21 protein-coding genes and 1 riboswitch are annotated in these 25,522 nt (G+C 63.1%); of the genes, 15 read left to right on the top strand and 6 right to left on the bottom strand.

Translation table 11 applies throughout. The features are described from left to right. The first annotated feature begins 111 nt into the window (after positions 1–111). The 8 genes from ACMGT0_RS03375 to ACMGT0_RS03410 are packed head-to-tail and all read left to right on the top strand — an operon-like array spanning position 112 to position 8,895. On the top strand, positions 112–1,869 hold the full coding sequence (locus tag ACMGT0_RS03375; protein WP_054056535.1) for a carbamoyltransferase: 1,758 nt from the start codon (positions 112–114) through the stop codon (positions 1,867–1,869). After that, positions 1,853–2,983, top strand: coding sequence for a glycosyltransferase (locus tag ACMGT0_RS03380; protein ID WP_416771482.1), 1,131 nt, complete (start codon positions 1,853–1,855; stop codon positions 2,981–2,983). Before ACMGT0_RS03375 ends, ACMGT0_RS03380 begins: the two co-directional genes overlap by 17 nt. Beyond that, on the top strand, positions 2,983–3,879 hold the full coding sequence (locus ACMGT0_RS03385; protein ID WP_416771484.1) for a GNAT family N-acetyltransferase: 897 nt from the start codon (positions 2,983–2,985) through the stop codon (positions 3,877–3,879). Before ACMGT0_RS03380 ends, ACMGT0_RS03385 begins: the two co-directional genes overlap by 1 nt. Continuing rightward, the gene (locus tag ACMGT0_RS03390; protein ID WP_054056538.1) at positions 3,876–5,288 is read left to right on the top strand and encodes a PIG-L deacetylase family protein; all 1,413 of its coding nucleotides are present in this window, start codon (positions 3,876–3,878) and stop codon (positions 5,286–5,288) included. The genes ACMGT0_RS03385 and ACMGT0_RS03390 overlap by 4 nt, the downstream gene beginning before the upstream one ends. Positions 5,289–5,343: 55 nt before the next feature. Further along, positions 5,344–6,228 (top strand): DUF6625 family protein, encoded by an 885-nt coding sequence (locus ACMGT0_RS03395; protein ID WP_054062117.1) that lies wholly within the window; start codon positions 5,344–5,346, stop codon positions 6,226–6,228. Then, on the top strand, positions 6,225–7,379 hold the full coding sequence (locus tag ACMGT0_RS03400) for a glycosyltransferase family 4 protein (protein ID WP_054056540.1): 1,155 nt from the start codon (positions 6,225–6,227) through the stop codon (positions 7,377–7,379). Before ACMGT0_RS03395 ends, ACMGT0_RS03400 begins: the two co-directional genes overlap by 4 nt. Further along, on the top strand, positions 7,376–8,260 hold the full coding sequence (locus tag ACMGT0_RS03405; protein WP_054056541.1) for a glycosyltransferase: 885 nt from the start codon (positions 7,376–7,378) through the stop codon (positions 8,258–8,260). The genes ACMGT0_RS03400 and ACMGT0_RS03405 overlap by 4 nt, the downstream gene beginning before the upstream one ends. A gap of 14 nt (positions 8,261–8,274) precedes the next feature. Continuing rightward, positions 8,275–8,895 carry a CatB-related O-acetyltransferase gene (locus tag ACMGT0_RS03410; RefSeq protein ID WP_054056542.1) on the top strand — a complete coding sequence of 207 codons (621 nt, stop codon included), beginning with the start codon at positions 8,275–8,277 and terminating at the stop codon, positions 8,893–8,895. A 49-nt stretch (positions 8,896–8,944) separates the two neighbouring features. Here ACMGT0_RS03410 and ACMGT0_RS03415 read toward each other — a convergent pair whose 3' ends face one another. Continuing rightward, a complete protein-coding gene (locus ACMGT0_RS03415; RefSeq protein ID WP_416771488.1) occupies positions 8,945–10,804 on the bottom strand; it encodes an O-antigen ligase family protein in 1,860 nt (619 codons plus the stop codon). A gap of 156 nt (positions 10,805–10,960) precedes the next feature. On the opposite strand from ACMGT0_RS03415, the gene msbA reads away from it, so the two are divergent. The 4 genes from msbA (at position 10,961) to hldE (ending at position 15,785) form a co-directional block, all read left to right on the top strand. Then, on the top strand, positions 10,961–12,766 hold the full coding sequence (gene msbA, locus ACMGT0_RS03420; protein ID WP_054056544.1) for a lipid A export permease/ATP-binding protein MsbA: 1,806 nt from the start codon (positions 10,961–10,963) through the stop codon (positions 12,764–12,766). Positions 12,767–12,952: 186 nt separating this feature from the next. Beyond that, complete coding sequence (locus ACMGT0_RS03425; protein ID WP_054062120.1) at positions 12,953–13,657, top strand: sulfotransferase family 2 domain-containing protein; 705 nt, start codon at positions 12,953–12,955, stop codon at positions 13,655–13,657. Then, a complete protein-coding gene (gene cysC / locus ACMGT0_RS03430; protein WP_416771490.1) occupies positions 13,650–14,300 on the top strand; it encodes an adenylyl-sulfate kinase in 651 nt (216 codons plus the stop codon). The genes ACMGT0_RS03425 and cysC overlap by 8 nt, the downstream gene beginning before the upstream one ends. Before the next feature lie 63 nt (positions 14,301–14,363). Continuing rightward, a complete protein-coding gene (gene hldE / locus ACMGT0_RS03435) occupies positions 14,364–15,785 on the top strand; it encodes a bifunctional D-glycero-beta-D-manno-heptose-7-phosphate kinase/D-glycero-beta-D-manno-heptose 1-phosphate adenylyltransferase HldE (RefSeq protein ID WP_054056547.1) in 1,422 nt (473 codons plus the stop codon). Positions 15,786–15,878: 93 nt separating this feature from the next. Here hldE and ACMGT0_RS03440 read toward each other — a convergent pair whose 3' ends face one another. The 4 genes from ACMGT0_RS03440 to ACMGT0_RS03455 form a co-directional block, all read right to left on the bottom strand. Next, a complete protein-coding gene (locus ACMGT0_RS03440) occupies positions 15,879–16,844 on the bottom strand; it encodes a hypothetical protein (RefSeq protein ID WP_054056548.1) in 966 nt (321 codons plus the stop codon). A 41-nt stretch (positions 16,845–16,885) separates the two neighbouring features. Next, on the bottom strand, positions 16,886–17,698 hold the full coding sequence (locus tag ACMGT0_RS03445) for an aldo/keto reductase (RefSeq protein ID WP_054062121.1): 813 nt from the start codon (positions 17,696–17,698) through the stop codon (positions 16,886–16,888). After that, a complete protein-coding gene (locus ACMGT0_RS03450) occupies positions 17,695–18,870 on the bottom strand; it encodes an NAD(P)/FAD-dependent oxidoreductase (protein WP_416771493.1) in 1,176 nt (391 codons plus the stop codon). Before ACMGT0_RS03450 ends, ACMGT0_RS03445 begins: the two co-directional genes overlap by 4 nt. 69 nt (positions 18,871–18,939) lie before the next feature. Further along, a complete protein-coding gene (locus ACMGT0_RS03455; protein WP_054059392.1) occupies positions 18,940–19,272 on the bottom strand; it encodes a DMT family transporter in 333 nt (110 codons plus the stop codon). Positions 19,273–19,382: 110 nt separating this feature from the next. Between ACMGT0_RS03455 and ACMGT0_RS03460 the strand changes: the two genes are divergently transcribed. Together ACMGT0_RS03460 and waaA are read left to right on the top strand one after the other, a co-directional pair. Further along, positions 19,383–20,267: a LysR family transcriptional regulator gene (locus tag ACMGT0_RS03460; RefSeq protein WP_416771495.1), complete on the top strand. Its 885-nt coding sequence runs from the start codon at positions 19,383–19,385 to the stop codon at positions 20,265–20,267. Between the two features lie 22 nt (positions 20,268–20,289). Further along, entirely contained in the window at positions 20,290–21,585 is a 1,296-nt protein-coding gene (gene waaA / locus ACMGT0_RS03465; protein WP_416771497.1) for a lipid IV(A) 3-deoxy-D-manno-octulosonic acid transferase, read from the top strand. A gap of 45 nt (positions 21,586–21,630) precedes the next feature. On the opposite strand, the gene ACMGT0_RS03470 is transcribed toward waaA, so the two are convergent. Further along, a complete protein-coding gene (locus ACMGT0_RS03470; RefSeq protein WP_054059395.1) occupies positions 21,631–23,070 on the bottom strand; it encodes a TolC family outer membrane protein in 1,440 nt (479 codons plus the stop codon). Between the two features lie 187 nt (positions 23,071–23,257). Beyond that, a riboswitch (TPP riboswitch) is annotated at positions 23,258–23,363 on the top strand. Positions 23,364–23,510: 147 nt separating this feature from the next. Here ACMGT0_RS03470 and thiC point away from each other — a divergent pair. Further along, positions 23,511–25,400 carry a phosphomethylpyrimidine synthase ThiC gene (gene thiC, locus ACMGT0_RS03475; protein WP_054062126.1) on the top strand — a complete coding sequence of 630 codons (1,890 nt, stop codon included), beginning with the start codon at positions 23,511–23,513 and terminating at the stop codon, positions 25,398–25,400. Positions 25,401–25,522: the final 122 nt, after the last annotated feature.

A 25,522-nucleotide genomic window follows, 5' to 3' on the forward strand; every position in this document is an offset into this window, starting at 1 on the left:
GCCGCTTTTACGCTATAATCCCGCCCTTTAGCTGTTTCTCGCCCCTTGCGAGGACACATTTTCTCCAGGCGCATCGCCGCCTGCATGCAGACTTAAAGAGGCTAGACCCCTGTGGCATTGACGATTCTTGGCCTGTCCGGCGCCCTTAGCCATGATCCTTCCGCAGCCTTGTACATCGACGGCAAGCTGATCGCGGCCGCCGAGGAAGAACGCTTCGTACGCGACAAACATGCAAAGAACCGCATGCCTTACGAATCGGCGAAATTCTGCCTGGAGCAGGCCGGCATCAAGCCCTCGGACGTAGACGTGGTCGCGATTCCATTCGCCCCGATCAGCCTGTTCGGCAAGGCGCGCTGGCATTACGCCAAGCGTTACTGGTACGCCCCGGATCGCGCCCTCGATGCGATCCTGATGGGTAACCGTCGCTACAAGCGCTATCGCAAGAAGATCGTCTGGTGCCTGGAGCAGTTGGGCTTCGATCCGAAGAAGATCAGGATCGAACCGGTCGAGCACCACCTGGCCCACGCTTCCAGCGCCTATCACTGCTCCGGCTTCAAGGAGAAGACCGCGATCCTCGGGATCGACGGCAAGGGCGAGTACGCCACCACCTTCTTCGGCTACGGTGAAAACGGCAGGATCCACAAGATCAAGGAGTTCTTCGATCCGGACTCCCTGGGCGGCCTGTATGGCGCGATCACCGAATTCCTCGGCTTCGAAATGCTCGATGGCGAATTCAAGGTGATGGGCATGGCCCCTTACGGCGATGCCAGCAAGTACGACTTCTCGCGCCTGGCCTCTTTCGAGAATGGCGAGCTGGTGATCAACACCGAGTACGCCAACGTCATCGGCCTGCGTCGTTACAAGGAAAAGGGCAAGGGCTTCTACTTCTCGCCGAAGCTGATCGAGTGGCTGGGGCCCAAGCGCGAGGGCGACATTGCCGACGAGCCCTACATCCATTACGCGGCCAGCATGCAGGCGCTGTTCGAGAAGCTGGCGCTGCAGATGATTGACCACTACCTGGGCGACGTTCTCAAGGAAACCGGCAAACTGGCTTTCGCTGGCGGCTGTGCGCTGAACGTCAAGCTGAACCAGCGGATCATCGCCCGCGATGACATCAAGGAACTGTTCGTCCAGCCGGCTTCCGGCGACGCCGGTACCGCCGTCGGGGCGGCCGCTTACGTTTCTCACGCCCGCGGTGTGCCGGTGGAGAAGATGGAGCACGTCTACCTCGGCCCGTCCTACAGCAACGAAGACGTGATCGCGGCCTGCGCCCGTCACCCGAATTCGCCGAAGTGGCGCAAGCTGGACAACATGCCGGAGCAGATCGCCAAAATCATGGTCGACGGCAACCCGGTGGCCTGGTTCCAGGGCCGCATGGAATTCGGTCCGCGTGCCCTGGGCGGCCGCTCGATCATCGGTTGCCCGAGCGTCGCCGGCGTGGCCGACCGGATCAACCACCAGATCAAGTTCCGCGAGCGCTGGAGGCCTTTCTGCCCGTCGATGCTCGACACCGTTGCGCCACAGATGATCAAGATCGATCACCCGGCGCCGTTCATGACCTTCACCTTCGAAGTGGCCGAGGAGTGGAAGACCCGCGTGCCGGAAGTGGTCCACGAGGACGGTACTTCTCGGGCCCAGGTGCTCAAGCGCGAGTACAACCCGCGCTACTACGACATGATGAAGGCCCTGGAAGTGCTGACCGGCAACGGCGTGTCGCTGAACACCTCGCTGAACCGTCGTGGCGAACCGATGATCTGCTCGCCGACCGATGCCCTGAACATGTTCTTCGGTTCCGACCTGCAGTACCTGATCATGGAAGACATCCTGGTGGTCAAAGACGGCGCGGATGCTTATGACTCGCTCGGCTGAGCGCCATGTGCTGCAGTTCTGCCACGGATATGACGGGCCGTTCCTCGATTGCGCCCGTCAGTACGCCAGCCTGTTCAGCGGGACCGGCTATCGGGTGACCACGGTGTTTCTCACCGGTGTCGCCGATGCCGAGGTGGCCGCGGACTGTGCGTCGGACGAAGTGCTGTTCATGGAGTACAGCTCCAAGGCCATCCGGGGACTCAAGCTCGGCGCTATCGGCGACCTGCGCAAGATCGCCGCCTCGCGCGACTTCAGCTTCTGCATCGCCCATCGCTTCAAGCCGATCTACATCGCCCTGCTTGGCACGGCGTTGCCGGTTATCGGCGTACACCATGCGTTCGGTGACTATGTGCGGGGCAGCCGCAAGCTGTTTGCCCACCTGTTTCGCAAGCGCCTGAGCCTGCTCGGCGTTTCCGATGCCGTACGCGACGATATGCGCCAGTGCCTGCCGAAGTGGCCGACCGGGCGGATTCGTACGCTTTACAACCGTATCGACATCGAGGCATTGCAGGCTTCGCAGCTTCCGGCCGCCGAGGCGCGTGCCGCCCTGGGGCTGCCGGCTGACGCCTGGGTCGTCGGCAATGTCGGCCGGCTGCATCCGGACAAGGATCAGGCGACGCTGATTCGCGGGTTCGCCCAGGCTCTGGAGCGTCTGCCGGTCAACAGTCGGCTGGCGATACTCGGTACCGGACGCCTGGAGCAGAAACTGAAGGCGTTGGCCGCCGAGCTCGGGGTCGCCGAGCGTGTGCTGTTTCTCGGCCAGGTCCCGCAGGCTCGCCGTTACTTTCGTGGGTTCGATGTTTTCGCCCTGAGTTCCGATCACGAGCCGTTCGGCATGGTCCTGCTGGAAGCCATGGCTGCCGGTGTGCCGCTGCTGGCCACTGCCTGTGGGGGGGCCAGGGAAGTGGTCGAAGGTGTCGGGATTCTTTTCCCCCTCGGCGATGCCGAGCACCTGGCCCAGGGGCTGCAGCACCTGGCTGCGCTGGATGACGAGCAGCGCCAGGCCTGTGCCGACCGGATGCTGGCGCGGTTGCACGAGAGGTTCTCGGACCAGGCGGTCCGTGAGGCTTTCTGGCACCTGCCGCAAGTCACCGACCTGACGGCGGAGGCCTGATGCTCAACCTATTCCAGGGTTGGCGCGAGCGCGGCTGGTCGGTGGTGGATGCCGCGACCTACAGTGCCGCCTGGCAGCGTTTTGGTGGCAGCGTCGCGACGCACCCGCTGGTGGTCGACCGCCTGGCGCATCTGGCCGGGATTCCGGTGCGTTACCTGGCTTTCGAGCAGGGTGGCGAGCTGAAGGCGGCGATTGCGACCTGGGGCCGTGACCTGGCGTTGTCCAAGGAAGTGCTCAAGCGCCAGGGCAAGAAGGGCCTGTTCGATCTCGGCAACGCCGAACTGATCCTGCCGGCGGCTGCCGGTGCGCTGGCGCCGTTGCGGCACCGTGGCCGTTATCTGTCCGAGTTGAATGCCGACCGGTTCAGCGGCCTGCAGGCGCAGACCGAACAGTTGGCAATGGCCCGCACGCCGGAGGACCTGTCGAAGAAGTTTCGCTACAACCAGCGTCGTGAACTGCGCCTGCTCGAAGAGGCGGGCGGCGTGGTGCGCCCGGTCGGCGAGTTTTCCAGTGCCGAACTGGCGGCGATCTATTGCGACCTGTTCCAGCGGCGCTGGGGTTTCGCGGCGACCGGCGCGGCACGCATGGCCGAGGTCATCGAGTTGCTGCGCGAACTGCTGATCGGTTCGGTGATCTTTCTCAACGGTGCGCCGATCGCGGTGCAACTGATCTACCGCGTCGAGGCGCCCGAGTGGATCAGCGTCGAGTACATCAACGGCGGCGTCGATCCCCAGACCCGGGCATTCAGCCCGGGCAGCGTGCTGAGCTTCCTCAACACCCAGAGTGCCTGGGAAGATGCCCGCGCGCTGGGCAAGGCGCTGCGCTTTTCGTTCGGGCGTGCGGACCGTGAGTACAAGGATCGCTGGTGCAACCCCGTGCCGGTGTTCAGGATATGAGCCGTAAACAGCAGTTGCTCAAGCGTCATCGCCGTAACAAGCGACTGACGCTGTTGATCGGCCTGGTGCTGTTGGTCGCGGTCGGCCTGCTGGTGGCCTGGTGGCTGCCGCTGGTCCTGGCACTGCTGGCCTGGGTTGCCCATGAAGCCTGGTTTGCCGATCACCTGTTCTATTCCCCGGGCGACGATTATCAATATGCCTTTCCCGAGGGCAGTGAGCAGGTCGCTGGCCGTCTCGACGGTGGGCTGTTGAAACTGGACGATGCCCTTGCACTGGACGGCGAGGAAACCCTGATCCTGGCGGTCAGGCTCAAGAGCCGCTGGCTGGGGCGCTTCCTCGATCCGGCAGTCGAAATCGAGAGCGCGCAATCCTCCGATCGCCAGGCATTCGAGCGCGGCGTCAATGGTTTGCGCTATCTCAACCTGGGTGGCTTTGCCCCGGCGCTGACCACGGGCTCGTTGCGTTTGCGCGGGCGTTTCTGTCGTTTGCTCGGTGAGCCGGTGCTGTGGGTTTTCCGCCAGCCGGACCTGCGGCGGCAGCGGGTCATGGTGATCGCTCCCCATGCCGACGATGCCGAGTTGGCGGCCTACGGTCTGTACAGCCAGGCTGATGAAACCTGGATCGTGACCCTGACCGCGGGCGAAATCGAAGCCGAGCATTACCAGGCGATGGGCTTGCCCCGTGCCGAGGCGGCTCGCCTGAAGGGGCGGCTGCGGGCCTGGGACAGTATCGCGGTGCCGCGTTGGGCCGGTGTACCGCAGGAGCATTGCGTGCAGCTCGGCTATTTCTGCCTGCAACTGCCGGCCATGCAGGCCGCACCGGACCAGCCGGTGGCGTCCCGCGAAGCCGAGCTCGACGATATCCGCCTGTTCCGCCAGCTCAATCCGTTCACCCTCCCCGGTGATCGCGATGGTGTGCCCAGTTGGAACAACCTGCTGGCCGACCTGCGCGAGCTGCTGAGCCGGGCCCGGCCGCAGGTAATTGTGTTACCGCATTTTTCACTTGATCCGCATCCGGATCACATCTGCGCCCAGGCGGCGGTGATGCAAGCGTTGCAGGGATTGGAGTGGCAGCCGACCACGCTGCTGGGCTATGCCAACCACCTGCATGACAATGATCGCTGGCCCATGGGCGATTCAGGCGCGGGAGTCGCCTTGCCGCCGGTCTTCGATCCGGCGCTGGTGCTGCAACCCTATAGTCTGTCGCTGTCGCTGGAGCAGCAGCGCGACAAGGCCATGGCATTGGGCATGATGCATGATCTGCAGCCACGTGCTCCGTTCAAGCGGCGACTGCGACGTTCGATACAGTGGCTTCTGGCTAGTAGGGTACAATCCCCCTACGGCGAGAACGAGTTCTTTCGAAAGGCGGTCAGAAGGCATGAATTGCTCTGGTTGCTCGAGCGTCGGTAATGCCCCTTGGGACAGAGTGTTCCCTTGAGTTCCAGAAGCCTGCAGTGAGTTGCCAATGACCCGTCCAGACCCGCGTATTCTGTTCATCATTCCCTATTTCGGGCGCTGGCCGTTCTGGATGCCGTTCTTTCTGGAAAGCTGCCGATACAACCCGGATATTGACTGGCTGCTGTTCAGCGATTGTGGGGTGCCGGAGGATACGCCGCCCAATGTCACTATCGAGAGCATGAGTTTCGACAATTACTGCCAGTTGGTCTCCCGCCGACTGGAGATCGACTTTGCCCCGAAGGCCGCCTACAAACTCTGTGATATCAAACCGGCCCTGGGATATATCCATGCCGATCGTCTGGAAGGCTATGACTTCTGGGCATTCGGTGATATCGACCTGGTGTATGGCAACCTGCGCGAGTATTTCACCGCCGAGCGCCTGGCCGGTTACGATCTGTTCTCCACTCATGAGCGCCGGGTAGCCGGCCATTTGTGCCTGATGCGCAACACCGCGCGCAAACGCGAGGTGTTCATGCAGATCAGGAACTGGCGCGAACGCTTTACCGACCATGAGCATCATGCACTGGATGAGGGGGCATTCAGTCGTATTTTCCTGTGGCGCAAGAACTTCCCGAAACCGTTGTTCGATCTGGTGGGCAAGTTCAACCCCTGGCGGCGGCGTAGTGAATTCACCGAATGTTTCAGCACGCCGGGCGGCGTGATCAAGTGGCATGATGGAACCTGTAACTTTCCGAGCCGCTGGTACTGGCGCAACGGGCGCCTGACCAATGATCGCGATGGCGAGCGCTCTTTTCCATATTTTCACTTTGTGTGCTGGAAGCGTAATGAGTGGTCCAGGCTACCTGAAGCCGACCCCGGGCAACTCCGGCTGCTGGCCCGGGAACCGGCGTGGACCATCGATGCGACAGGGTTTCAGCGGGGAGATTTATGAGTCAACGTTTCAAGGTCCTGCAACTGCAGCCGGACTACAACGTCAAGTCGCACGATTTCGCCGACCTGGCCGAGCAGATCGTCAAGGCCCTGCCTGTCGAGCGTTTCGAGGTCACGGCGGCATTCCTGCGTGGGCGTCCCGGGCCGGGCGAGCCTGTCAGCCGGGCTGATCGCTCGGTGTATTTCGAATTCTCCGACAGCGCCCTCAAGGGCATGCGTCTCAGAGCGATGTGGCAGTTGTACAAGTTCTGCCGCAGGGAGAAATTCGATGTCGTGGTGTGCAACCGCTTCAAGCCGGTGAACATGCTGCTGCAACTCAATCGTTGGTTGAAGATTCCCTTGTGTATCGGCATTTCCCACGGTTTTGGCGAGTACGACCGTTTCTATCGGCGGCGGCAGACCCAGGGCCTGATCGACCGGAGCTGGCGCTTCGTAGGCGTCTCGCCTGCGGTGAAGCAGTATCTGCTGGACTGCCGTTGCGGTTTCACCGATGCCAATACCTACGCGATCACCAATGCGATCGATATCCAGCAGGCCGAGGGTCTGCAGCATTCCCGTGAGCGGGCCCGGGAACTGCTGGGACTGTCGCCCTCGGCACGCCTGGTCGGTGCGCTGGGACGGCTGGTGCCGGTCAAGGGGCATACCTATCTGCTCCAGGCCTTTGCCGCGCTCAAGGACAAGTATGCCGAAGCTCAGCTGGTGATTATCGGTGCCGGACGCGAGGAGGCTCGCCTGCGCCAGGAGATCGAGCGCCTCGGCCTGGATGGTCGTGCCCACTTGCTCGGTTTCCGCGAGAACGCCTTGCAGTACGTCCGAGCGTTCGATATCTGGACCATGCCTTCCCTCGCCGAAGGGCTGGGCCTGGCGCTGCTGGAGGGCATGAGCGGGCACCTGCCGGTCATCGCATCCAGCGTACCGGCCATGCTGCCGCTGATCCAGGGGGCGGGTGGCCTGGCGGTGGAACCGGCGAATGTGCCGGCCCTGACGGCGGCCCTGGACAGCTACCTTGGTCTGTCGGACGAGGCGTTGCGCGCCAAGGGTGAGCAGAGCTACCGCTATCTGCAGGACCAACACGATATCGAGGTATTCCGTCGGCAATACCTGGAGTTGATTGAATCAGGCCTGGCTCAGGCTGGTAAGGAACATCCATGACAGACGCCCAGCCTCTGGTGACGGTGATCATCGCTTCGTACAACCACGGTCCCTACATTGAGCAGAGCATTCTCAGCGTGCTCAACCAGACCTACCCGAACATCGAGTTGCTGGTGGTCGATGACGGCTCCACCGATGACAGTGTCGAGCGTATTCGCCGCCTGCAGGCAGAGCATGGTTTCGATTTCCAGGTCCAGCAGAACCAGGGCCTGACCAATACGCTCAACGGTGCCATCGCACGCTCCCATGGCAGCCTGATTGCGCCGTTCGGTTCCGATGACATCATGCTGCCCGAGCGTATCGCCGTGCAGGTCGCCCATATGGACGGCAAGCCTGAGGTGGGAATCTGCGCAGGCAATATCGAGCTGATCGACTCCGAGGGCAACCTGTTTCCAGAGAAGCGCCAGCGCCGTGACGTACCGTTCCGGCGTCTGGATTTCGATGACATGTTCCTCGAGCGCAAGCCCTATCCGCCGGCTCCCACCTTGCTCATCCGTCGCGAGGCGCTGGAAAAGGTCGGCGGGTTCGATCCGCAGATCCGTCTCGAGGACCTGCTGATCGAGTTGAAGATCACCCGCGCCGGCTACTTCATCGATGGCCTGGGTGTGCTGATGGCCCGTTATCGCAAGCACGCCACCAACTCCTACAAGAACCACCGGTTCATGATCGACAGCATCCTGCGCACCTATGCGCTGTTCAGCGATCACCCCTTGTACGATCAGGTGCGTTACAAGTTCCTCAACTCGATGTTCCTGAAAACCTCCAATCGTGATCGCAAGCTGGCTCGCGAACTATTGGCGCAGATTCCGTTCAAGGCCTGGACGGGTAAAACCTGGAAGGCCCTGGCGCGGTTGTACTTTTCGCCGCTGGAAAAGAGTTGAACGGAGCTTGAGGCATGGGCTGGATTCAGCGGTTTCTCGAAAAAAGGGCCAAGCGGGCCATCCGCAAGCTCCCAAAGATAGAGCGTGGCGCCGCGCGTTTCAGGCAGCGTTATCCCGATTATGGTTTTGGCCGGGGAAGTTATGGTCTGCCACAGGTCCATGACTGGCAGGAAGGCTCGACCCTGAACATCGGCGCCTACTGCTCGATTGCCGAAGGGGTACAGATATTCCTGGGTGGTCATCACCGGGCCGACTGGGTGACCACCTTTCCATTCCCCGCCATGGTTTCGCAGGCCGCACATATCAGCGGGTACAGTGGGACGCATGGCGACGTGACTATTGGCAACGATGTATGGTTGTGCTCCAACTGCACGCTGTTGTCAGGGGTTACGGTGGGAACCGGGGCGATTGTCGCGGCGGGTGCCCTGGTGACCCGGGATGTCGAGCCTTACGCGGTAGTGGGCGGGAATCCGGCTCGTTTCCTGCGCTGGCGTTTTCCCGAGGAACAACGTCATGCCCTGCTGGCCAGTGCCTGGTGGGACTGGCCGGAAGAGGAGCTGCACGGTCTGGCGGACAAGCTGTGCAGCGATGACATCGAGAGCTTCCTGGAGTACGCCCGGCAGCGCCGGGGCTGACCTCCTGCAATCGGCCGCAGCACCTTTACGGGGCGGCGACCGACACTTCTCAGGCCTTGGCGGTCTGGTTCAGCAGTTGTGCTTCCTTGCGCAGCGAGGTGACCGACCTGTCGGAAGCCGTCGAGGCGTAGCCCTTGAGCAGTGCCGGCAACTGCTCTTCGAAAAGCCAGCCACGGTCTTCCCGATAGCGCTGCATATGGCGCAGGTTGCGCTGGCGCAGGGCTTGTCGGAGAGGCGAGGGGTAGACCCGCATGTCCGCCAGGTCGATCAGGCCGAATTCGCCATCTTCCAGCAGCAGCACGTTGCCCAGGTGCAGTGAGCGGAAATAGACACCGCGCTCATGCAATTGCCCCAGGAACCTGCCGAAGCGCTCGACCAGTGCTTCGCGCACCGCCGCCGAGCCCATCGACTGCAGAACCTGGCGGAGCGTCTGGCCTGGCAATGGCCGGTAGTGCACCGCCGTGCTGCCATTCTTGAGGTGATAAAGACCGATGATCTCCGGGGTCTGGATACCCATGGCACGCAGACGGTCGCTGTTTATCGCAAAACGTTCCGACTGTGGATTGAAACCGCCGGAACTGTAGAAACGGCGGGAGCGGAAGAGCTTCAGGTAGTCTCCGCTCTGCAGGCACAGCACCTTGGGACCCAGTCCGTCCTCCTCAATGACCCGGGCATCCCGGGTCAGTCCGGCGAAGGAGTTTGCATCCAGGTACCGTACTGGCCTGTCCAGCAGGCGTCGGGTGCGCCGCGCGACGGTCAGGGCGAGGATCAGGGCCAGGGGGACCCAGAGCAGGTACCAGTGCTCCTTGGGGCGGGACAGTGTGCCGCCACCTTCGGTGAGCCCGGCGCCGATGCCGAATACCAGCCAGCTGGAGGTCAGGATGAACAGTGGTTGGACACGTTGCCGCCAACTGCTCAGCAGGCCCCAGCCAAGCATGAATATCCAGGGCAGGAAACCGATGATCCCGGCATAGAAGAGTACGCCGAGGGCGAAGTTGTGAGGCTCGCTCAGATTGTAACCGACCCCGGGATCGATACTCAGTTCGGCGTTGTAGCCATGTCCGACCCAGGGATGGAAGGCGATCTGCTCCAGGGTCATGCGCCACAGTTCGAAGCGGAACGAGTTGCCACGTTCGAAAAGCATCCCGGAGAAGAAGGTGAAGACCACGATGGCACTGGCCAGCATCGCTCCCAGCACCATCAGCGAGCGCCGGTTCCAGCAGATGAAGCTCAGCCACAGGGCTGCCAGGGTCAGTGCGACCAGGGGAGTTCGCGAACCGGTGGCGAGCACGGCGCAGAACATGATCAGCAGTGCCGGCAGGCTCAGCAGCAGTGTCTGCGGGCGTTTGCAGAGCATGCTCAGGCTCATCCAGTAGACGCAGAAGAAGCCGAAGACATGGGAGCTGAGCAGTGGGTTGTCGAAGGCCCCGGCGCCCACCATGCGCAGGTCCGGTGTATGGGTCCGCCAGAATATGTAGAGGTTGTACAGGGTGGCGCACAGGCCGATGATGGCGGCGCTGAAGATCAGCGGTTGCAGACTGTCCGGGCGGTAGCGCACCAGCAGGCTGCAGCCTATGAAGAGCATCAGGGTGTGCAGTGGCGGCTTTGTGTCGCTCAGGGCATCCGGTACGGGTGGGCTCCACAGCAGGCTGAGGATGGTCCACAGGGCGAAGGTCACGATGGCGATGAACAGCGGCTCGCGGACCAGTTCCTTGAGTTCCCGTGGGCGTAGCAGCAGGGCGATCAGGGCGGGTGCACTGAACAGGGCGTAGTAGATCTTGTGATGCGCGCTACGGCCCGGGAGAAAGAACATGTCGCTCAACAGCAGCAGGTAGCCCAGGGGCAGCAGCCAGAGACAGATGAAATCGAAAACTCGGTTGGAGGCGTTATTCAAGCCACTGAATTGCATGCTGAAAAGTCATTCCGAAAGATGAAAGGCCATACTAACGCACTGGCTATTTAATGTCGTCCGCCAGGTGGGCGGTGGGCTTGAGCCAAGTGGCAGTCAGTACAACAGAGAAGCTGTGCTAAAGTCAGCCTCCTTTTTCAATTACCGCCGCGTGACATGACCGACTCCAGTCTCTCCGCAAGCCCGTCGAGCTTGAAAGTCTACTTCCGTCTGCTGAGCTATGTACGTCCCTACATAGGACTGTTCATGCTCAGCATCGTCGGTTTCCTGATTTTCGCTTCGACGCAGCCAATGCTGGGTTACATCCTCAAGTATTTTGTCGATGGCCTGTCCAATCCCGAAGCCGCGCTGTTTCCCAACGTGCCCTATCTGCGCGACCTGCAGTTGCTGCAGGCCGTGCCGCTGCTGATCATCCTGATCGCCGCCTGGCAGGGGCTGGGTTCGTACCTGGGGAACTACCTGCTGGCCAAGGTCTCTCTCGGACTGGTTCACGACCTGCGGGTCCAGTTGTTCAACAACCTGCTGACCCTGCCGAACCGCTACTTCGACCAGCACAACTCCGGCCATCTGATTTCACGTATCACCTTCAACGTCACCATGGTGACCGGGGCCGCCACCGACGCGATCAAGGTCGTGGTTCGTGAAGGCATGACGGTGATTTTCCTGTTCGTTTCCCTGCTCTTCATGAACTGGCGTCTGACTCTGGTCATGGTCGCCATCCTGCCGCTGATCGCGCTGATGGTACGCACGGCGAGCAAGAAGTTTCGCAAGCAGAGCAAGAAGATCCAGGTGGCGATGGGCGATGTGACCCATGTGGCGTCCGAGACCATCCAGGGCTACCGTGTCGTGCGCAGCTTCGGTGGCGAAACCTATGAGCAGAAACGCTTCCTGAAGGCCAGCCAGAGCAACACCGACAAGCAACTGCGCATGACTCGCACCGGTGCGATCTATACGCCGATGCTGCAGTTGGTGATCTACATTGCCATGGCGGTGCTGATGTTCCTGGTGCTCTACTTGCGCGGCGATGCGTCGGCGGGCGACATGGTGGCCTACATCACCCTGGCGGGTCTGTTGCCAAAGCCGATTCGTCAGTTGTCGGAGGTCAGTTCGACCATCCAGAAAGGCGTGGCGGGTGCCGAGAGCATATTCGAGCAACTGGACGTCGCACCGGAAGTGGACCATGGCACCCTCGAGCGGGACAAGGTCGAGGGCCGCCTGGATGTGCGTAACCTGAGCTTTACCTATCCGGGCACCGACCGTCTGGTGCTGGACGACATTTCGTTCAGTGTCGAACCGGGCCAGATGGTGGCGTTGGTGGGGCGCTCCGGCAGTGGCAAATCGACCTTGGCCAGCCTGATTCCGCGGTTCTATCACCATGAACAGGGCGAGATCCTGCTCGACGGCATCGAGGTCGAAGACTATCGGTTGCTGAACCTGCGCCGGCATATCGCCCAGGTGACCCAGCATGTCACGCTGTTCAGCGATACGGTCACCAACAACATCGCCTATGGCGATCTGGCGGGTGCCCCTCGCGAAGACGTCGAGCAGGCTGTGCGCGACGCCTACGCCAAGGACTTCATCGATCAGTTGCCCAAGGGCCTCGATACCCAGGTCGGCGAGAACGGCGTCCTGCTCTCCGGCGGCCAGCGCCAGCGTTTGGCGATTGCCCGGGCGTTGCTCAAGAACGCGCCACTGCTGATTCTCGATGAGGCCACCTCGGCACTCGATACCGAGTCCGAGCGGCATATCCAGGCTGCTCTGGACAAGGTCATGAAAGGTCGTACCACCCTGGTGATCGCCCACCGGCTGTCGACCATCGAGAAGGCCGACCTGATCCTGGTGATGGATCAGGGGCGTATAGTCGAGCGTGGTACTCATGCCCAGTTGCTGGAAAAAAATGGCTATTACGCACGGCTGCATGCCATGGGGCTGGATGAGTCGGCCCCCGCCGGGACCGCGTGAGTCAATAGCCCGGGAGCGCAGTGTCGCTTCCGGGCAGTTGCGGTGCGCAATGCGCCGCGAGTTTGTATCCGGATACTTACCCAGCTTGACCATCGCTAAATATTTTCTGCTACCTGACATTGTTATGGTTCGGCAACGAATCATCGATATCAACGGAGGGGCTATCCCTTCCGCGCAGGTACTGGAATGTTGCAGCGCTACCTATGGAAGCTGATGCCCAAGGCTCAGCGAGAATTTCTGCTGGGGCGTCTCCCGGTTGTCGACCGGCAGGTCATCAACAAGGTCATGTCCGGCAATGTGCAGTTTCCCCAGCCGTTCACCGAGCGTGCCTGTCTGTTCATCCATGTTCCCAAGTGCGCCGGCAGCAGTGTGTGTGGTGCCTTGTTCGGCGGTTGGCACCCCGGGCATCTGCCTTTGCACTGGTATGAGCATCAGTTCCCCGAGCAGTACGCCAGGAGCTTCAAGTTCGCTTTCGTGCGTGAGCCGTTGGAGCGGGCCTATTCGGCTTTCGCCTTTCTCAGGGGCAACGAGCCATGCCGGCGGGATATGTCTGCGCACAACCTGGTGAGTTCATACCGCGACTTCGACGATTTCGTCTATCGCTGGCTGCATCCCGAGAATGTCAGGAAGCAATTGCATTTCGCCCCCCAGACGGACTTTCTGGTCGGCTCGCTCGGTCATCTGGAGCTGGACTTCATCGGTCGCCAGGAGCATCTGGAGCAGGATTTCCGCTCCGTCTGCGAGCGGATTGGCATCGCCTCGACCCTGCCTCACCTCAATCACTCACGCCAACGACGCGTGGAGCCGGTGAAGGAGTTCTGTTCGGTGAGAACCCGCCGACTGGTTCGTCGCGTCTACCAACGAGACTATGAGTTACTGGGCTATGAATAGACTGGCAACGATCCCCCTGGAAAGACCGCAGATCCGCCCCTACACCCTGGCGCTTTCCACGGCGCAGCGGGCGGCGATCAAGCACCAGCGGCCCTGCTGCATCTGGCTGACCGGCTTGTCGGGAGCGGGCAAGTCGACCCTGGCCAATGCCCTCGAAGTGCAACTCAATCAGCGCGGCCTGCATACCTTCCTGCTCGATGGCGACAACGTGCGCAACGGCCTGTGCAGCGACCTTGGCATGTCTGCGAAGGCCCGCAAGGAAAACATCCGGCGGGTGTCCGAGGTGGCACGGCTGATGGTCGATGCCGGGTTGATCGTGATCGTCTCGGCGATTTCACCGTTTCGTGCCGAGCGTGATCAGGCCCGCTCGCTGTTCACGCCGCAGGCGTTCTCCTGCGTCTATGTCAGCACGCCCTTCGACGTCTGTTCCCGGCGCGACCCCAAGGGGCTCTACAAGGCGGCCCTGGCCGGGCGGATCAAGGACTTCACCGGGCTCGACAGCCCTTACGAGGTGCCCCTCGATGCCGATTGCGAAATCGACACGACCTCGCTGACGCTGGAGGCCTCGACCCGGCGCCTGCTGGATTTTCTGATCAATAAAGGTGCAATTTCCAATGGCGAAGCCACTCACTTGAAGCCATAGGCTAGCCTGGGGCCACCCTGTGTTAATATCGCGCCCCTGTTCATTTTGTATGTGGGTTGCTCCATGAAGTTGTCCATGCCGCGATTCGATCAAGCCCCTGTCTTGGTGGTCGGCGATGTCATGCTCGACCGTTACTGGCATGGTGGTACCTCACGGATTTCCCCTGAGGCGCCGGTACCGGTGGTCAAGGTCGAGCAGATCGAGGATCGTCCGGGCGGTGCTGCCAACGTTGCCCTGAACATTGCCGCGCTGGGTGCGCCGGCGTCCCTGGTGGGTGTCACCGGTGACGACGAGGCCGCCGACAGCCTGAGCAACAGCCTCAAGGGCGCGGGCGTGCGCGCGCTTTTCCAGCGTATTGCGCACCAGCCGACCATCGTCAAGCTGCGGGTCATGAGTCGTCACCAGCAGCTGTTGCGGATCGATTTCGAAGAACCGTTCGCCACCGATGCCCTGGCGTTGGGTGCAGAAGTGGATGGCCTGCTCGAAGGCATCAAGGTATTGGTGCTGTCCGACTACGGCAAGGGCGCGCTGAAAAACCATCAGGCGCTGATCCAGGCTGCGCGGTCGCGGGGTATTCCCGTGCTGGCCGATCCCAAGGGCAAGGACTTCTCGATCTATCGCGGAGCCAGCCTGATCACGCCGAATCTCAGCGAATTCGAAACCATCGTCGGCGGTTGTGCCGATGAGCACGACCTGGTTTCCAAGGGCGCGCAGCTCATGCAGGACCTCGATCTGGGAGCCCTGCTGGTCACCCGTGGCGAGCACGGGATGACCCTGTTGCGCCCCGATCATCCGGCCCTGCACCTGCCGGCCCGGGCACGTGAGGTGTTCGATGTGACCGGTGCCGGCGATACGGTGATTTCCACCCTGGCAGCGGCGATCGCCGCTGGCGAGGACCTGCCCCATGCCGTGGCCCTGGCCAACCTGGCGGCAGGTATCGTGGTCGGCAAGTTGGGTACGGCGGCCATCAGTGCGCCGGAGCTGCGTCGTGCCATCCAGCGCGAGGAAGGTTCCGAGCGCGGTGTGCTGGGGCTCGAACAGTTGCTGCTGGCAGTGGATGACGCGCGGGCGCACAACGAGAAGATCGTGTTCACCAACGGTTGTTTCGACATCCTCCACGCCGGCCATGTGACCTATCTGGAGCAGGCGCGGGCCCAGGGCGATCGGCTGATCGTTGCGATCAACGACGATGCCTCGGTCAGTCGTCTGAAAGGCCCGGGGCGGCCGATCAACAGCGTCGATCGGCGCATGGCGGTCCTGGCCGGCCTGGGTGCGGTGGATTGGGTGATCAGCTTCCCGGAAGGCACTCCGGAAAACCTGCTGGCCCAGATCAAGCCCGATGTTCTGGTCAAGGGTGGGGACTACGGTATCGATCAGGTGGTCGGTGCCGACATCGTCAAGGCCTACGGCGGTACGGTGAAGGTGTTGGGGCTGGTGGAAAACAGCTCGACCACGGCGATCGTCGAGAAGATCCGCAGCAACTGAGGGTGACCGGCTCCTGCAGGAGCCGGGTTTATCCGCGAACAGCGGCATAACGGATTCACCGTCCGTTACCCGACCCGCGCGGTTGCGCCGCTGTCAGCGCCCGGCCTTGGCCGGTACCATCTTGCGCAGAAGCTGCCGGGCCTTGCCGGTCAGGCGCCTGAACCTCGAGTCCTTTTCCGGTTCCGTCAGCCCCTGCTGGCGGACCCAATCCTTCCAGCGCACCCGCTCATCGCGCACCAGCCAGCCATCCTGGCGGGCAAAGCTTTCCGCCAGATACAGGCCGCGCGTGCTGGCGGCAATCAACTGATCCTTCTTCAGGGTATACAGCTCGGCACAGGGCTGGCCGTCCTTCAATGGCATCAGGTAGAGGTCGGGCCGGGAGCGGTTCAGGCGCGCCACCAGTTCATCGTTTTCCAACCGCTCGTCGACATGGAACAGGCTCAGGGGCTTGGCCTCCCGAGGTACGTCCAGGCGCAGGTCGTAGATCAACTGCAGCGATGCGGTCGGCAGGTGCACATAGGCCCGCGGCCGCTCCAGCAGCTGTTGGGCGCCACAGCGTACCGGCAAGGCCGAGCCGGACAGCGGCGTCAGGCGAAACGGCAGCGCCTCGCGGTAGTGCAGCGCGGCGGAATAGGGCGTCGGCAGCCAGGTGTCATTGAACCGCCCGCTGAGCCAGCCTTCCGGTGTTTCCAGCAGGCATTCCTCGGCGATCTCCTGGATGGCGGTGTGCAGCGGCAGGTTCAGTTCCTGGGCCGGGACATAGCCGGAAATCAGTTTGAGTACCACGTCGCCGCGGTCCTGCCGGCGCTGGCGGACCAGTACCCAGTAGTCGCGGTTCTGCCAGTGCAGGGTGAGCCGCACCGAAACCCCGAGGTTGGCCAGTTCCACGGCAAAACGTCCGGCATCGGCGACGTTCACCGGCTTGCGCCTGTGCAGGATCTGCGCAAAGTTCAGCGGCATCCCGACGCTCTGGTAGCTCAGGCCTTCGGGAGTCGCTTCGACGAACAGGGGCAGGGTCTTGAAGTTGCTGGGGTTCTTTCTGATCAGTGTTCGCGGCATGTCGGCTCCTTCTTGCGTCGGGGTCGGCCGCGTGGGCGGCATCAGTTCTGGCGAATGACCCGGGCTACGGTTGCCACATTATGGGCCAGGTGTAGCGGATTGATGGTACCGACGATAGCGCTGGCGACGCCGGGATGCCCGAACAGCAACTCGAAGCTGGCGCGTACCGGATCGACACCTGGGCTCAGGCAGGCATGACCGCTGGCCAGGGCCTTTTTTACCAGAATCGCCTTGCCGTGGGCAGCTGCATAGTCAATGACCGCTCTTTCGGCCTGTTCGTTCAGATTGTAGGTGACCATCGCGCAATCGCCCTGCTCAAGAGATTTCAGGCCACCCTCGACGGTTTTTCCGGAAAAGCCGAAGGCGCGGATCTTGCCTTCGCGCTTGAGGCCGGCCAGGGTCTGGTAGACATCGCTCTGTTCGAGGATTGCCAGGTCGTTGCCGTCGGAGTGGACCAGCACCAGGTCGATGAAGTCGGTTTCCAGGCGTTGCAGGCTGCGCTCCACGGAAAGACGGGTATGCCCGGCGCTGAAGTCGTGGCGCGACTGGCCAGCCTCGAATTCCTCGCCGACCTTGCTGACGATCACCCATTCATGGCGCTGCCCACGCAGCAGCGGGCCGAGGCGTTCCTCGCTACGGCCGTAGGCCGGGGCGGTGTCGATCAGGTTGATGCCCAGGTCGCGGGTCAGCTTGAGCAGTTGGCGAGCGTCCTGGTCGTCGGGGATCTGGAAGCCGCTAGGGTATTTGACGCCCTGGTCGCGGCCCAGTTTCACGGTGCCCAGGCCCAGTGGCGAGACGCTCAGGCCGGTGCTGCCCAGGGGCCGGTGCAGGTCGTGCAGGGTTGGCTGGCTCATGGCAGCAGTTGCTCCCAGGCGGTTTGCGTGAGGGGTGGGCGTGGCAGCTGCGGCAGTGCCGGCGGATGGCTCGGCTGGATAGCGTCGCGCTGCAGGCTGGCGATGACCCGGTCGGCGAAGTCCGGGGCCAGCGCCAGCTTCGTCGGCCAACCGACCAGCAGGCGCCCGTCTTCGGCGAGAAAGGCATTGTCCGGGCGGGTCAGGCCCGATTGCTGGGGTTCGGCGCGGTCGACCCGCAGGGTGGCCCAGCGGCTCTGGCTCTGGTCGATCCAGGGCAACAGGTTGTCGAGCTCCTTGCGCGCGGCGGCGATCTGTTCGGCGCTGTCGCGCGCCACACCGTCGGCCTCGGCGATATCGCCGCCCAGGTACCAGACCCATTGGCCATCGGCCGCCGGATGGCTGGTCACGGTGATCCTTGGCTTGGGACCGCCGCCCAGGCAATGGGCGTACAGCGGCTTGAGGCTCGGGCCCTTGACCAGCACCATGTGCAGCGGGCGTCTCTGCATCGCCGGCTGGCTCAGGCCCAGCGCGCCCAGCAGCTCGGCGTTGCCGGCCCCGGCACTGAGCACGATGCGCTGGGCGCGGATTTCGCGGTCATCGACGCGCAGGCCGACCAGTTGCCCGTCTTCGCGCAGAGGTTCGATTTTCTGCCCGGCGAGCAGGCCATCGCCCGCCAGTTCGGCCAGGCGTGCAATCAGGCTGGGGACGTCGACCACCAGTTCGGCCAGGCGATAGACCTTGCCCTTGAAGCGCGGGTTCTGCAGGGCCGCTGGCAACTGGTCGCCCTTGACCTGGTCGACCCGGCCGCGCACGGCCTTGCTGGCGAAGAAGCTGGTGAGGTTGCCGGCCAGGGTGCCGGGGGACCAGAGGTAATGGGCGTCCGACAGCAGGCGTACGCCGGTGAGGTCGAGTTCACCGCTGCCGGCCAGGGCCTCGCGCCAGCGGCGCGGCATGTCGGCGATGGCTTCAGAAGCGCCGGTCAGTGCGCCATGCAGCGCGTACTTGGCGCCGCCATGGATGATGCCCTGGGACTTCACGCTCTGGCCACCGCCCAGGCTGGCGCTTTCCACCAGCACCGTCGAAAAGCCCTGGCGGCGCAGGCGCGCATTCAGCCAGAGGCCGGCGACGCCGGCGCCGACAATCAGGACATCGGTGGATATAGCGGATGGCATGCAGCGACCTCGGTTGTTCTGACTAAGGCCGCAGTATACAGGTTCGGAAGAGGCGTCGACGGCCTGCCATCAATGCCCGGCGGTTTTCGAGAACAGCTGGATCACCACCACGCCGAGCACGATCAGCGCCATGCCGAGCATGGCCGGCACATCCAGCTTCTGGCCGTAGAGGAACAGCGCGGCGACGCTGACCATCACGATGCCCATGCCGGCCCAGACCGCGTAGGCCACACCTACCGGCACCGTGCGCACCACCAGGGTGAGCATCCAGAAGGCGGTGGCATAGCCGACGATGATCAGGGCCAGGGGCAGTGGTGTGCTCAGGCCCTTGACCGCTTTCATGGAGACAGTGGCGATGACTTCGGCGCAAATGGCGATGGCGAGGTAGTAGTAGGCATTCATGAAGTGATCTCCCCTATCTTTTGGGCCTGCTGATGAGGTCGGCATTTTAGCGGTCGCCCAGATGGGGTAAAGTCATTACCTATCTGTATAGAAGATAGGTTGTTCCGCCCATGCAATGGAATCTGGAGCAGATGCGGCTGTTCGTCGAGGTCGCCGAGCGGCGTTCTTTCTCTGCGGTGGCCCGTCATCAGCGCAAGGCCCAATCGGCGGTCAGTTCGGCGATTGCCCTGCTTGAGGATGACCTCGGTGTGCTGTTGTTCGAGCGCAGCAGCGGCCGCCAGCCGCGGCTGACGGCGGCGGGGGAGTCGCTGCTGGAGGAAGCGCGCGAAGTGCTGCGTCAGTGCGAGCGTCTCAATGGGCGGGCCCTGTCGCTGATGCGGGGTCAGGAAGCCTGTCTGCGTCTGGCACAGGATGAGGCGATGCCCTACCAGTCGGTGGTCGACAGCCTGGAAGCCCTGGCCAACCGCTTTCCAAATCTCGAGGTGCAATTGACCAGCGCGGCCCAGGGCGATGTGGCGCGCAAGCTGGTGGAGCGACGTGCCGACCTGGGCCTGCTGTTCTACCACGACCAGATTCCCGAAGCCCTGGAGCGACGGGTGCTGGGCAGTATCGAGATGGTCACGGTATGCGGCGTCGGCCACCCGATGGCGGAGTTGGCACGGGTCAATTGTCAGCAACTGGCCCAGCACCGGCAGTTGCTGATGTCGACGCAGTCGAGTGTCTACCCCGGCAGCGAGGCGGCCAGCCCACAGGTCTGGCGGGCCGACAGTTTCTACGTGATGGCTGAATGGTTGATCCGCGGCCTGGGCTGGGCCTGGCTGCCGCGTCACGTGGTGCAGTATCCGACGTACCAGGGGCAGATGGTCGAGCTGGTCAGCGAGTGGACGCCGCCGGCGCTGGTCGTCGAACTGGTCTGGCGTCGCGACGAGCCCCTGGGGCCGGCAGGACGCTGGTTGGCCGAGCGTTTTGCCGAACACTTGCAGGCGATCGGCTGAAAACACAGTAAACTCCGTGGCCATGAATAGAACTCTCTACACCCTGCTGTTTCATCTGGGGCTGCCGCTGGTGGCCGTGCGTCTGTGGCTGCGGGCGCGCAAGGCGCCGGCCTATGCCCGACGGATCTGCGAACGTTTCGCCCGGGGCCTGCCGCCGATGCGCCCGGGCGGGATCTGGGTGCATGCGGTCTCGGTGGGCGAGAGCATTGCCGCCGCACCGATGATCCGGGCGCTGCTGGCACGCTACCCGGAGTTGCCGATCACCGTGACCTGCATGACGCCCACCGGCTCGGAGCGAATCCAGGCGCTGTTCGCCAATGAGCCGCGTATCCAGCATTGCTACCTGCCCTACGACTTGCCCTGGGCGGCGGCGCGTTTCCTCGACACGGTACGCCCCCGGCTGGCGGTGATCATGGAAACCGAGCTGTGGCCCAATCACATCCACCAATGCGCCCGGCGCGGGATTCCGGTGGCCCTGGCCAATGCGCGGCTGTCGGCGCGCTCGGCCAGGGGCTATGCCCGCTTTGCCCGCTTGACCCGGCCGATGCTCGAGGAAATGAGCCTGATCGCGGTGCAGACCGAAGCCGAGGCCGAGCGTTTCCGGCAGTTGGGGGCGCGGGCCGAGTCCGTCGAGGTCACCGGTTCGATCAAATTCGACCTGAGCGTCGATCCGCAACTGCTGGTGCGGGCCGCCGAGTTGCGCGAGCAGTGGCAGGCGCAACAGCGTCCGGTGTGGATTGCCGCGAGCACCCACGAAGGCGAGGACGAGGTGATCCTGGCGGCACATCGGCAATTGCTGGGCAGTTACCCGGATGCCTTGCTGATTCTGGTGCCGCGGCACCCCGAGCGTTTCCACAGCGTCTTCGAACTCTGTCGCCAGCAGGGTTTCCCGACGGTCCGGCGTTCGACCGCGGAACCGGTGGGGGCGCAGGATTCGGTGCTGCTCGGTGACACCATGGGCGAACTGCTGTTTCTCTATGCCCTGGCCGACAGTGCCTTCGTCGGCGGCAGCCTGGTGCCCAATGGCGGCCACAACCTGCTGGAGCCGGCGGCCCTGTGCAAGCCGGTCCTGAGCGGGCCGCACCTGTTCAACTTCCTCGAGATCGCCGCGCTGATGCGCGAGGCGGGTGCGCTGCAGGAAGTCGATGATGCCGAGGGGTTGGCAGTGGCCGTTCGGAGTCTGTTCGAGCTGCCACAGGACGCCCGCCGGATGGGCGAGGCGGGGCTGAAGGTGATGCTGGCCAACCAGGGCGCGTTGCAGCGCCTGCTGGATGGGCTTGCGCGCCTGCTTGCGGGAGCAGGATCCATCCGCGAGTAATCCTTTTAAGGCCGCCCAAGGCTTCGCGGATAAATCCGGCTTGCGTCAGCGCTGCGATGGCGCCTTGAGGTTGGCCGATGCGGCTTTCGCCAGGTCCGGCGGCAGGAAGTCCTTGTCCGGGTTGTAGTCGGCCTTCAGGTAGCGCGACAGGGCACTCAGGTCGTCCGGGCTCAAGGTGCCCGCCGCCTGCTTCAGGCGCAGGTTGTCGAGAATGTAGTCGTAGCGGGTGTTGTTGTAGTCGCGCACCGAGGTGTACAGCTGGCGCTGGGCATCGAGCACGTCGACGATATTGCGCGTACCCACCTGGTAGCCGATCTCGGTCGCTTCCAGTGCACTCTGGTTGGAGATGATCGACTGCTTGCGGGCCTGAACCTGTTCCACGTCGGTGTTGACCGCACGATGCAGGTTGCGGGTGTTCTCCACCACCTGGCGGCGCAGGGCTTCACGCTGCTGTTCGGTCTGGCTCAGGCGCGAATAGGACTCGCGCACCTGGGAACTGGTCAGGCCGCCGCTGTACAGCGGGATGTTCAGTTGCAGGCCGACGGTGGTCTGCTTCACCGGCCCGCCATAGTTCTGGCCCAGGGTATTGGGGTTGGTCAGGCCGAAACCGTCGTTGTCGCCGGCCTGATACTGGGCGACGGCATCAAGGGTCGGGGCGTGGCCGGCCTTGCGCTGCTTGAGGGTTTCCTCCGCTGCGCTGACCGCGTAGTTGCTCGCCAGCAGGTTCAGGTTCTGTTTGGCCGCGGTATCGACCCAGGCCTTGGCGTCGTTCGGCGTCGGGGCCAGCACCGGCAGGGTATGGACAATCCCCTGGATCGAGTTGTACTGACGGTTGGTCAGGGTGATCAGGGCTTCGAACGCATCCTCGACCTGGCGCTGGGCGACGATGCGGTTGGCTCGCGAGGTGTCGTAGCTGGCCTGGGACTGCAGGACGTCGGTCTTGTCCGACAGGCCGACGTCGAAGCGTTCGTTGGACTGGTCCAGCTGGCGCTTGAACGCCGCTTCCTCGGCCTTGGTCGAGGCCAGGGTGTCCTGGGCGCGCAGCACCGCGAAATAGCGTTCGGCGCTCTGCAGGATCAGGTTCTGTTCGGTGGCCGAGAGTTGCAGCGCGGCCTGTTCGTTGACGTCCTTGGCCGCCTGGAGCTGGAACCAGCGGTCGGCGCGGAAGATCGGCTGGCTCAGGGTGGCCTGGTAGACATTGGCGCTGCGGTTGGTGGTCACCGAGGGCCGGTCGATCGAGGTGTGCACGTTATTGCTGCTGGCGCCGGCCGACAGGTTCGGCAGCAATCCGGCCCGGGCCTGGGGCACGACTTCCTTGCGCGCGTCGTAATCGGCGCGGGCGGCGGCCAGGTCGGCGTTGTTGTCCAGGGCTTCCTGGTAGACGCTGACCAGGTCGGTCTTGGTCGACAAGGGCGCTTCAGTTGCCCAGACCAGTCCGTTGGTCGCACAAGACACGGCCAGGGCCAGTGATAGTTTGCGCAGCATGAGGCGATCCTTGGAGTAAATATTACGGTTGTAATTCGGGGCCGAGGCTAATGTGCGCCGGGCGTAGCGTCAAGCCGTAGGCGAGTGTAGTTGTCGTCGGGGCTCGCAACAATCCTGCATATCGGCCATTTATCCAGACGGATACGAGGGTGGTGGCGTTATGTCGCGGTCTTGGTCTACACTCGCCGCGTTCTTGTCGGGGTGCCTTGCTGTGAGGCTGAGATCGGATAATTCCGGATCCCGTTGAACCTGATCAGGTTAGCGCCTGCGTAGGGAACAAGATTGCTCGTCTCCCGGCGAGTCCTCTTGTGCCGCGTCCGGGATGTTGTTCGACAATCGAACAACGCAGGTCCGGGCAAGGCACAGCGCCAGTCATGGTGCGTCCGTGCATTTCAGGTTCGTCCCGACAATCCACCTGGATGCAGTCTGGAGAGCCCGTGATGAGTACAAGATTAAAAGACGCCGCGAACCTCAGCGATTCGGCCAAGGTCGACGAGCAGTCGGTTCAACCCTTTCCCCGCTCGCAAAAAATCTACGTCCAGGGTTCGCGCCCGGATATCCGCGTGCCGATGCGCGAAATCAGCCTCGATGTGACCCCGACCGATTTCGGCGGCGAGATCAATGCGCCGGTGCTGGTCTACGATACTTCCGGCCCGTACACCGACCCGAACGTGACCATCGACGTGCGCAAGGGCCTGGCCGATGTCCGCTCGCCGTGGATCGACAGCCGTGGCGACACCGAGCGCCTGGCGGGGCTGAGCTCTAATTTCGGCCAGCAGCGCCTGGCCGATCCGGAACTGACCAAGCTGCGCTTCGCCCACGTCAACAACCCGCGCCGGGCCAAGGCCGGGGCCAACGTCACCCAGATGCACTACGCCCGCCAGGGCATCATTACCGCCGAAATGGAATACGTCGCCATCCGCGAGAACCTCAAGCTGCAGGAAGCCCGCGCCGCCGGCCTGCTCGACCAGCAGCACGCCGGCCACAGCTTTGGCGCGAGCATCCCGAAAGAGATCACGCCCGAGTTCGTCCGCGAGGAAATCGCCCGCGGCCGGGCGATCATCCCGGCGAACATCAACCACGTGGAGCTGGAGCCGATGATCATCGGCCGCAACTTCCTGGTGAAGATCAACGGCAACATCGGCAACAGCGCCCTGGGCTCTTCCATCGAGGAAGAAGTGGCCAAGCTGACCTGGGGGATCCGCTGGGGCTCGGACACGGTCATGGACCTGTCCACCGGCAAGCACATCCATGAAACCCGCGAGTGGATCATCCGCAACTCGCCGGTGCCGATCGGCACCGTGCCGATCTACCAGGCCCTGGAGAAGGTCAACGGCGTGGCCGAAGACCTGACCTGGGAGCTGTTCCGCGACACCCTGATCGAACAGGCCGAGCAGGGCGTCGACTATTTCACCATTCACGCCGGCGTGTTGCTGCGCTATGTGCCGCTGACCGCCAAGCGGGTCACCGGGATCGTCTCCCGTGGCGGTTCGATCATGGCCAAGTGGTGCCTGGCGCACCACAAGGAAAACTTCCTCTACACCCATTTCGAGGAAATCTGCGAAATCATGAAGGCCTACGACGTCAGCTTCTCGCTGGGCGATGGCCTGCGTCCGGGCTCGATTGCCGATGCCAACGACGAAGCGCAGTTCGGCGAGCTGGAAACCCTCGGCGAGCTGACCAAGATCGCCTGGAAGCATGATGTGCAGTGCATGATCGAAGGCCCTGGCCACGTGCCGATGCAGTTGATCAAGGAGAACATGGACAAGCAGCTGGAGTGCTGCGACGAGGCACCGTTCTACACCCTCGGCCCGCTGACCACCGACATCGCGCCGGGCTACGACCACATCACCTCCGGCATCGGTGCGGCGATGATCGGCTGGTTCGGCTGCGCCATGCTCTGCTACGTCACGCCCAAGGAGCACCTGGGCCTGCCGAACAAGGATGACGTGAAGACCGGGATCATCACCTACAAGATCGCCGCCCACGCCGCCGACCTCGCCAAGGGGCATCCGGGGGCGCAGATCCGCGACAACGCGCTGAGCAAGGCGCGCTTCGAATTCCGCTGGGAAGATCAGTTCAACCTCGGTCTGGACCCGGACACCGCCCGTGCGTTCCACGACGAGACGCTGCCCAAGGATTCGGCCAAGGTCGCGCATTTCTGTTCCATGTGCGGGCCGAAGTTCTGCTCGATGAAGATCACCCAGGAAGTCCGCGACTATGCGGCCAACCAGCGGATCGAGGCGGTCGATGCGGATGCGGTGCAGGGTATGGCCGAGCAGGCCGAGCGCTTCAAGCGCGAGGGCAGCCAGTTGTACCGGAAGGTCTGACCGGGCAGCTATCGGGGCGTCCGTGAGGGCGCCTTCGCGGGCAAGCCACGCTCCTACAGTGCCATGTCGTATGCAGGCCCCACGTACGACGCTGCACTGTAGGAGCGTGGCTTGCCCGCGAA

Origin of the sequence: Pseudomonas sp. RHF3.3-3, from assembly GCF_048069595.1 — a bacterium.
Classification (GTDB): Bacteria; Pseudomonadota; Gammaproteobacteria; order Pseudomonadales; family Pseudomonadaceae; genus Aquipseudomonas; species Aquipseudomonas fuscovaginae_B.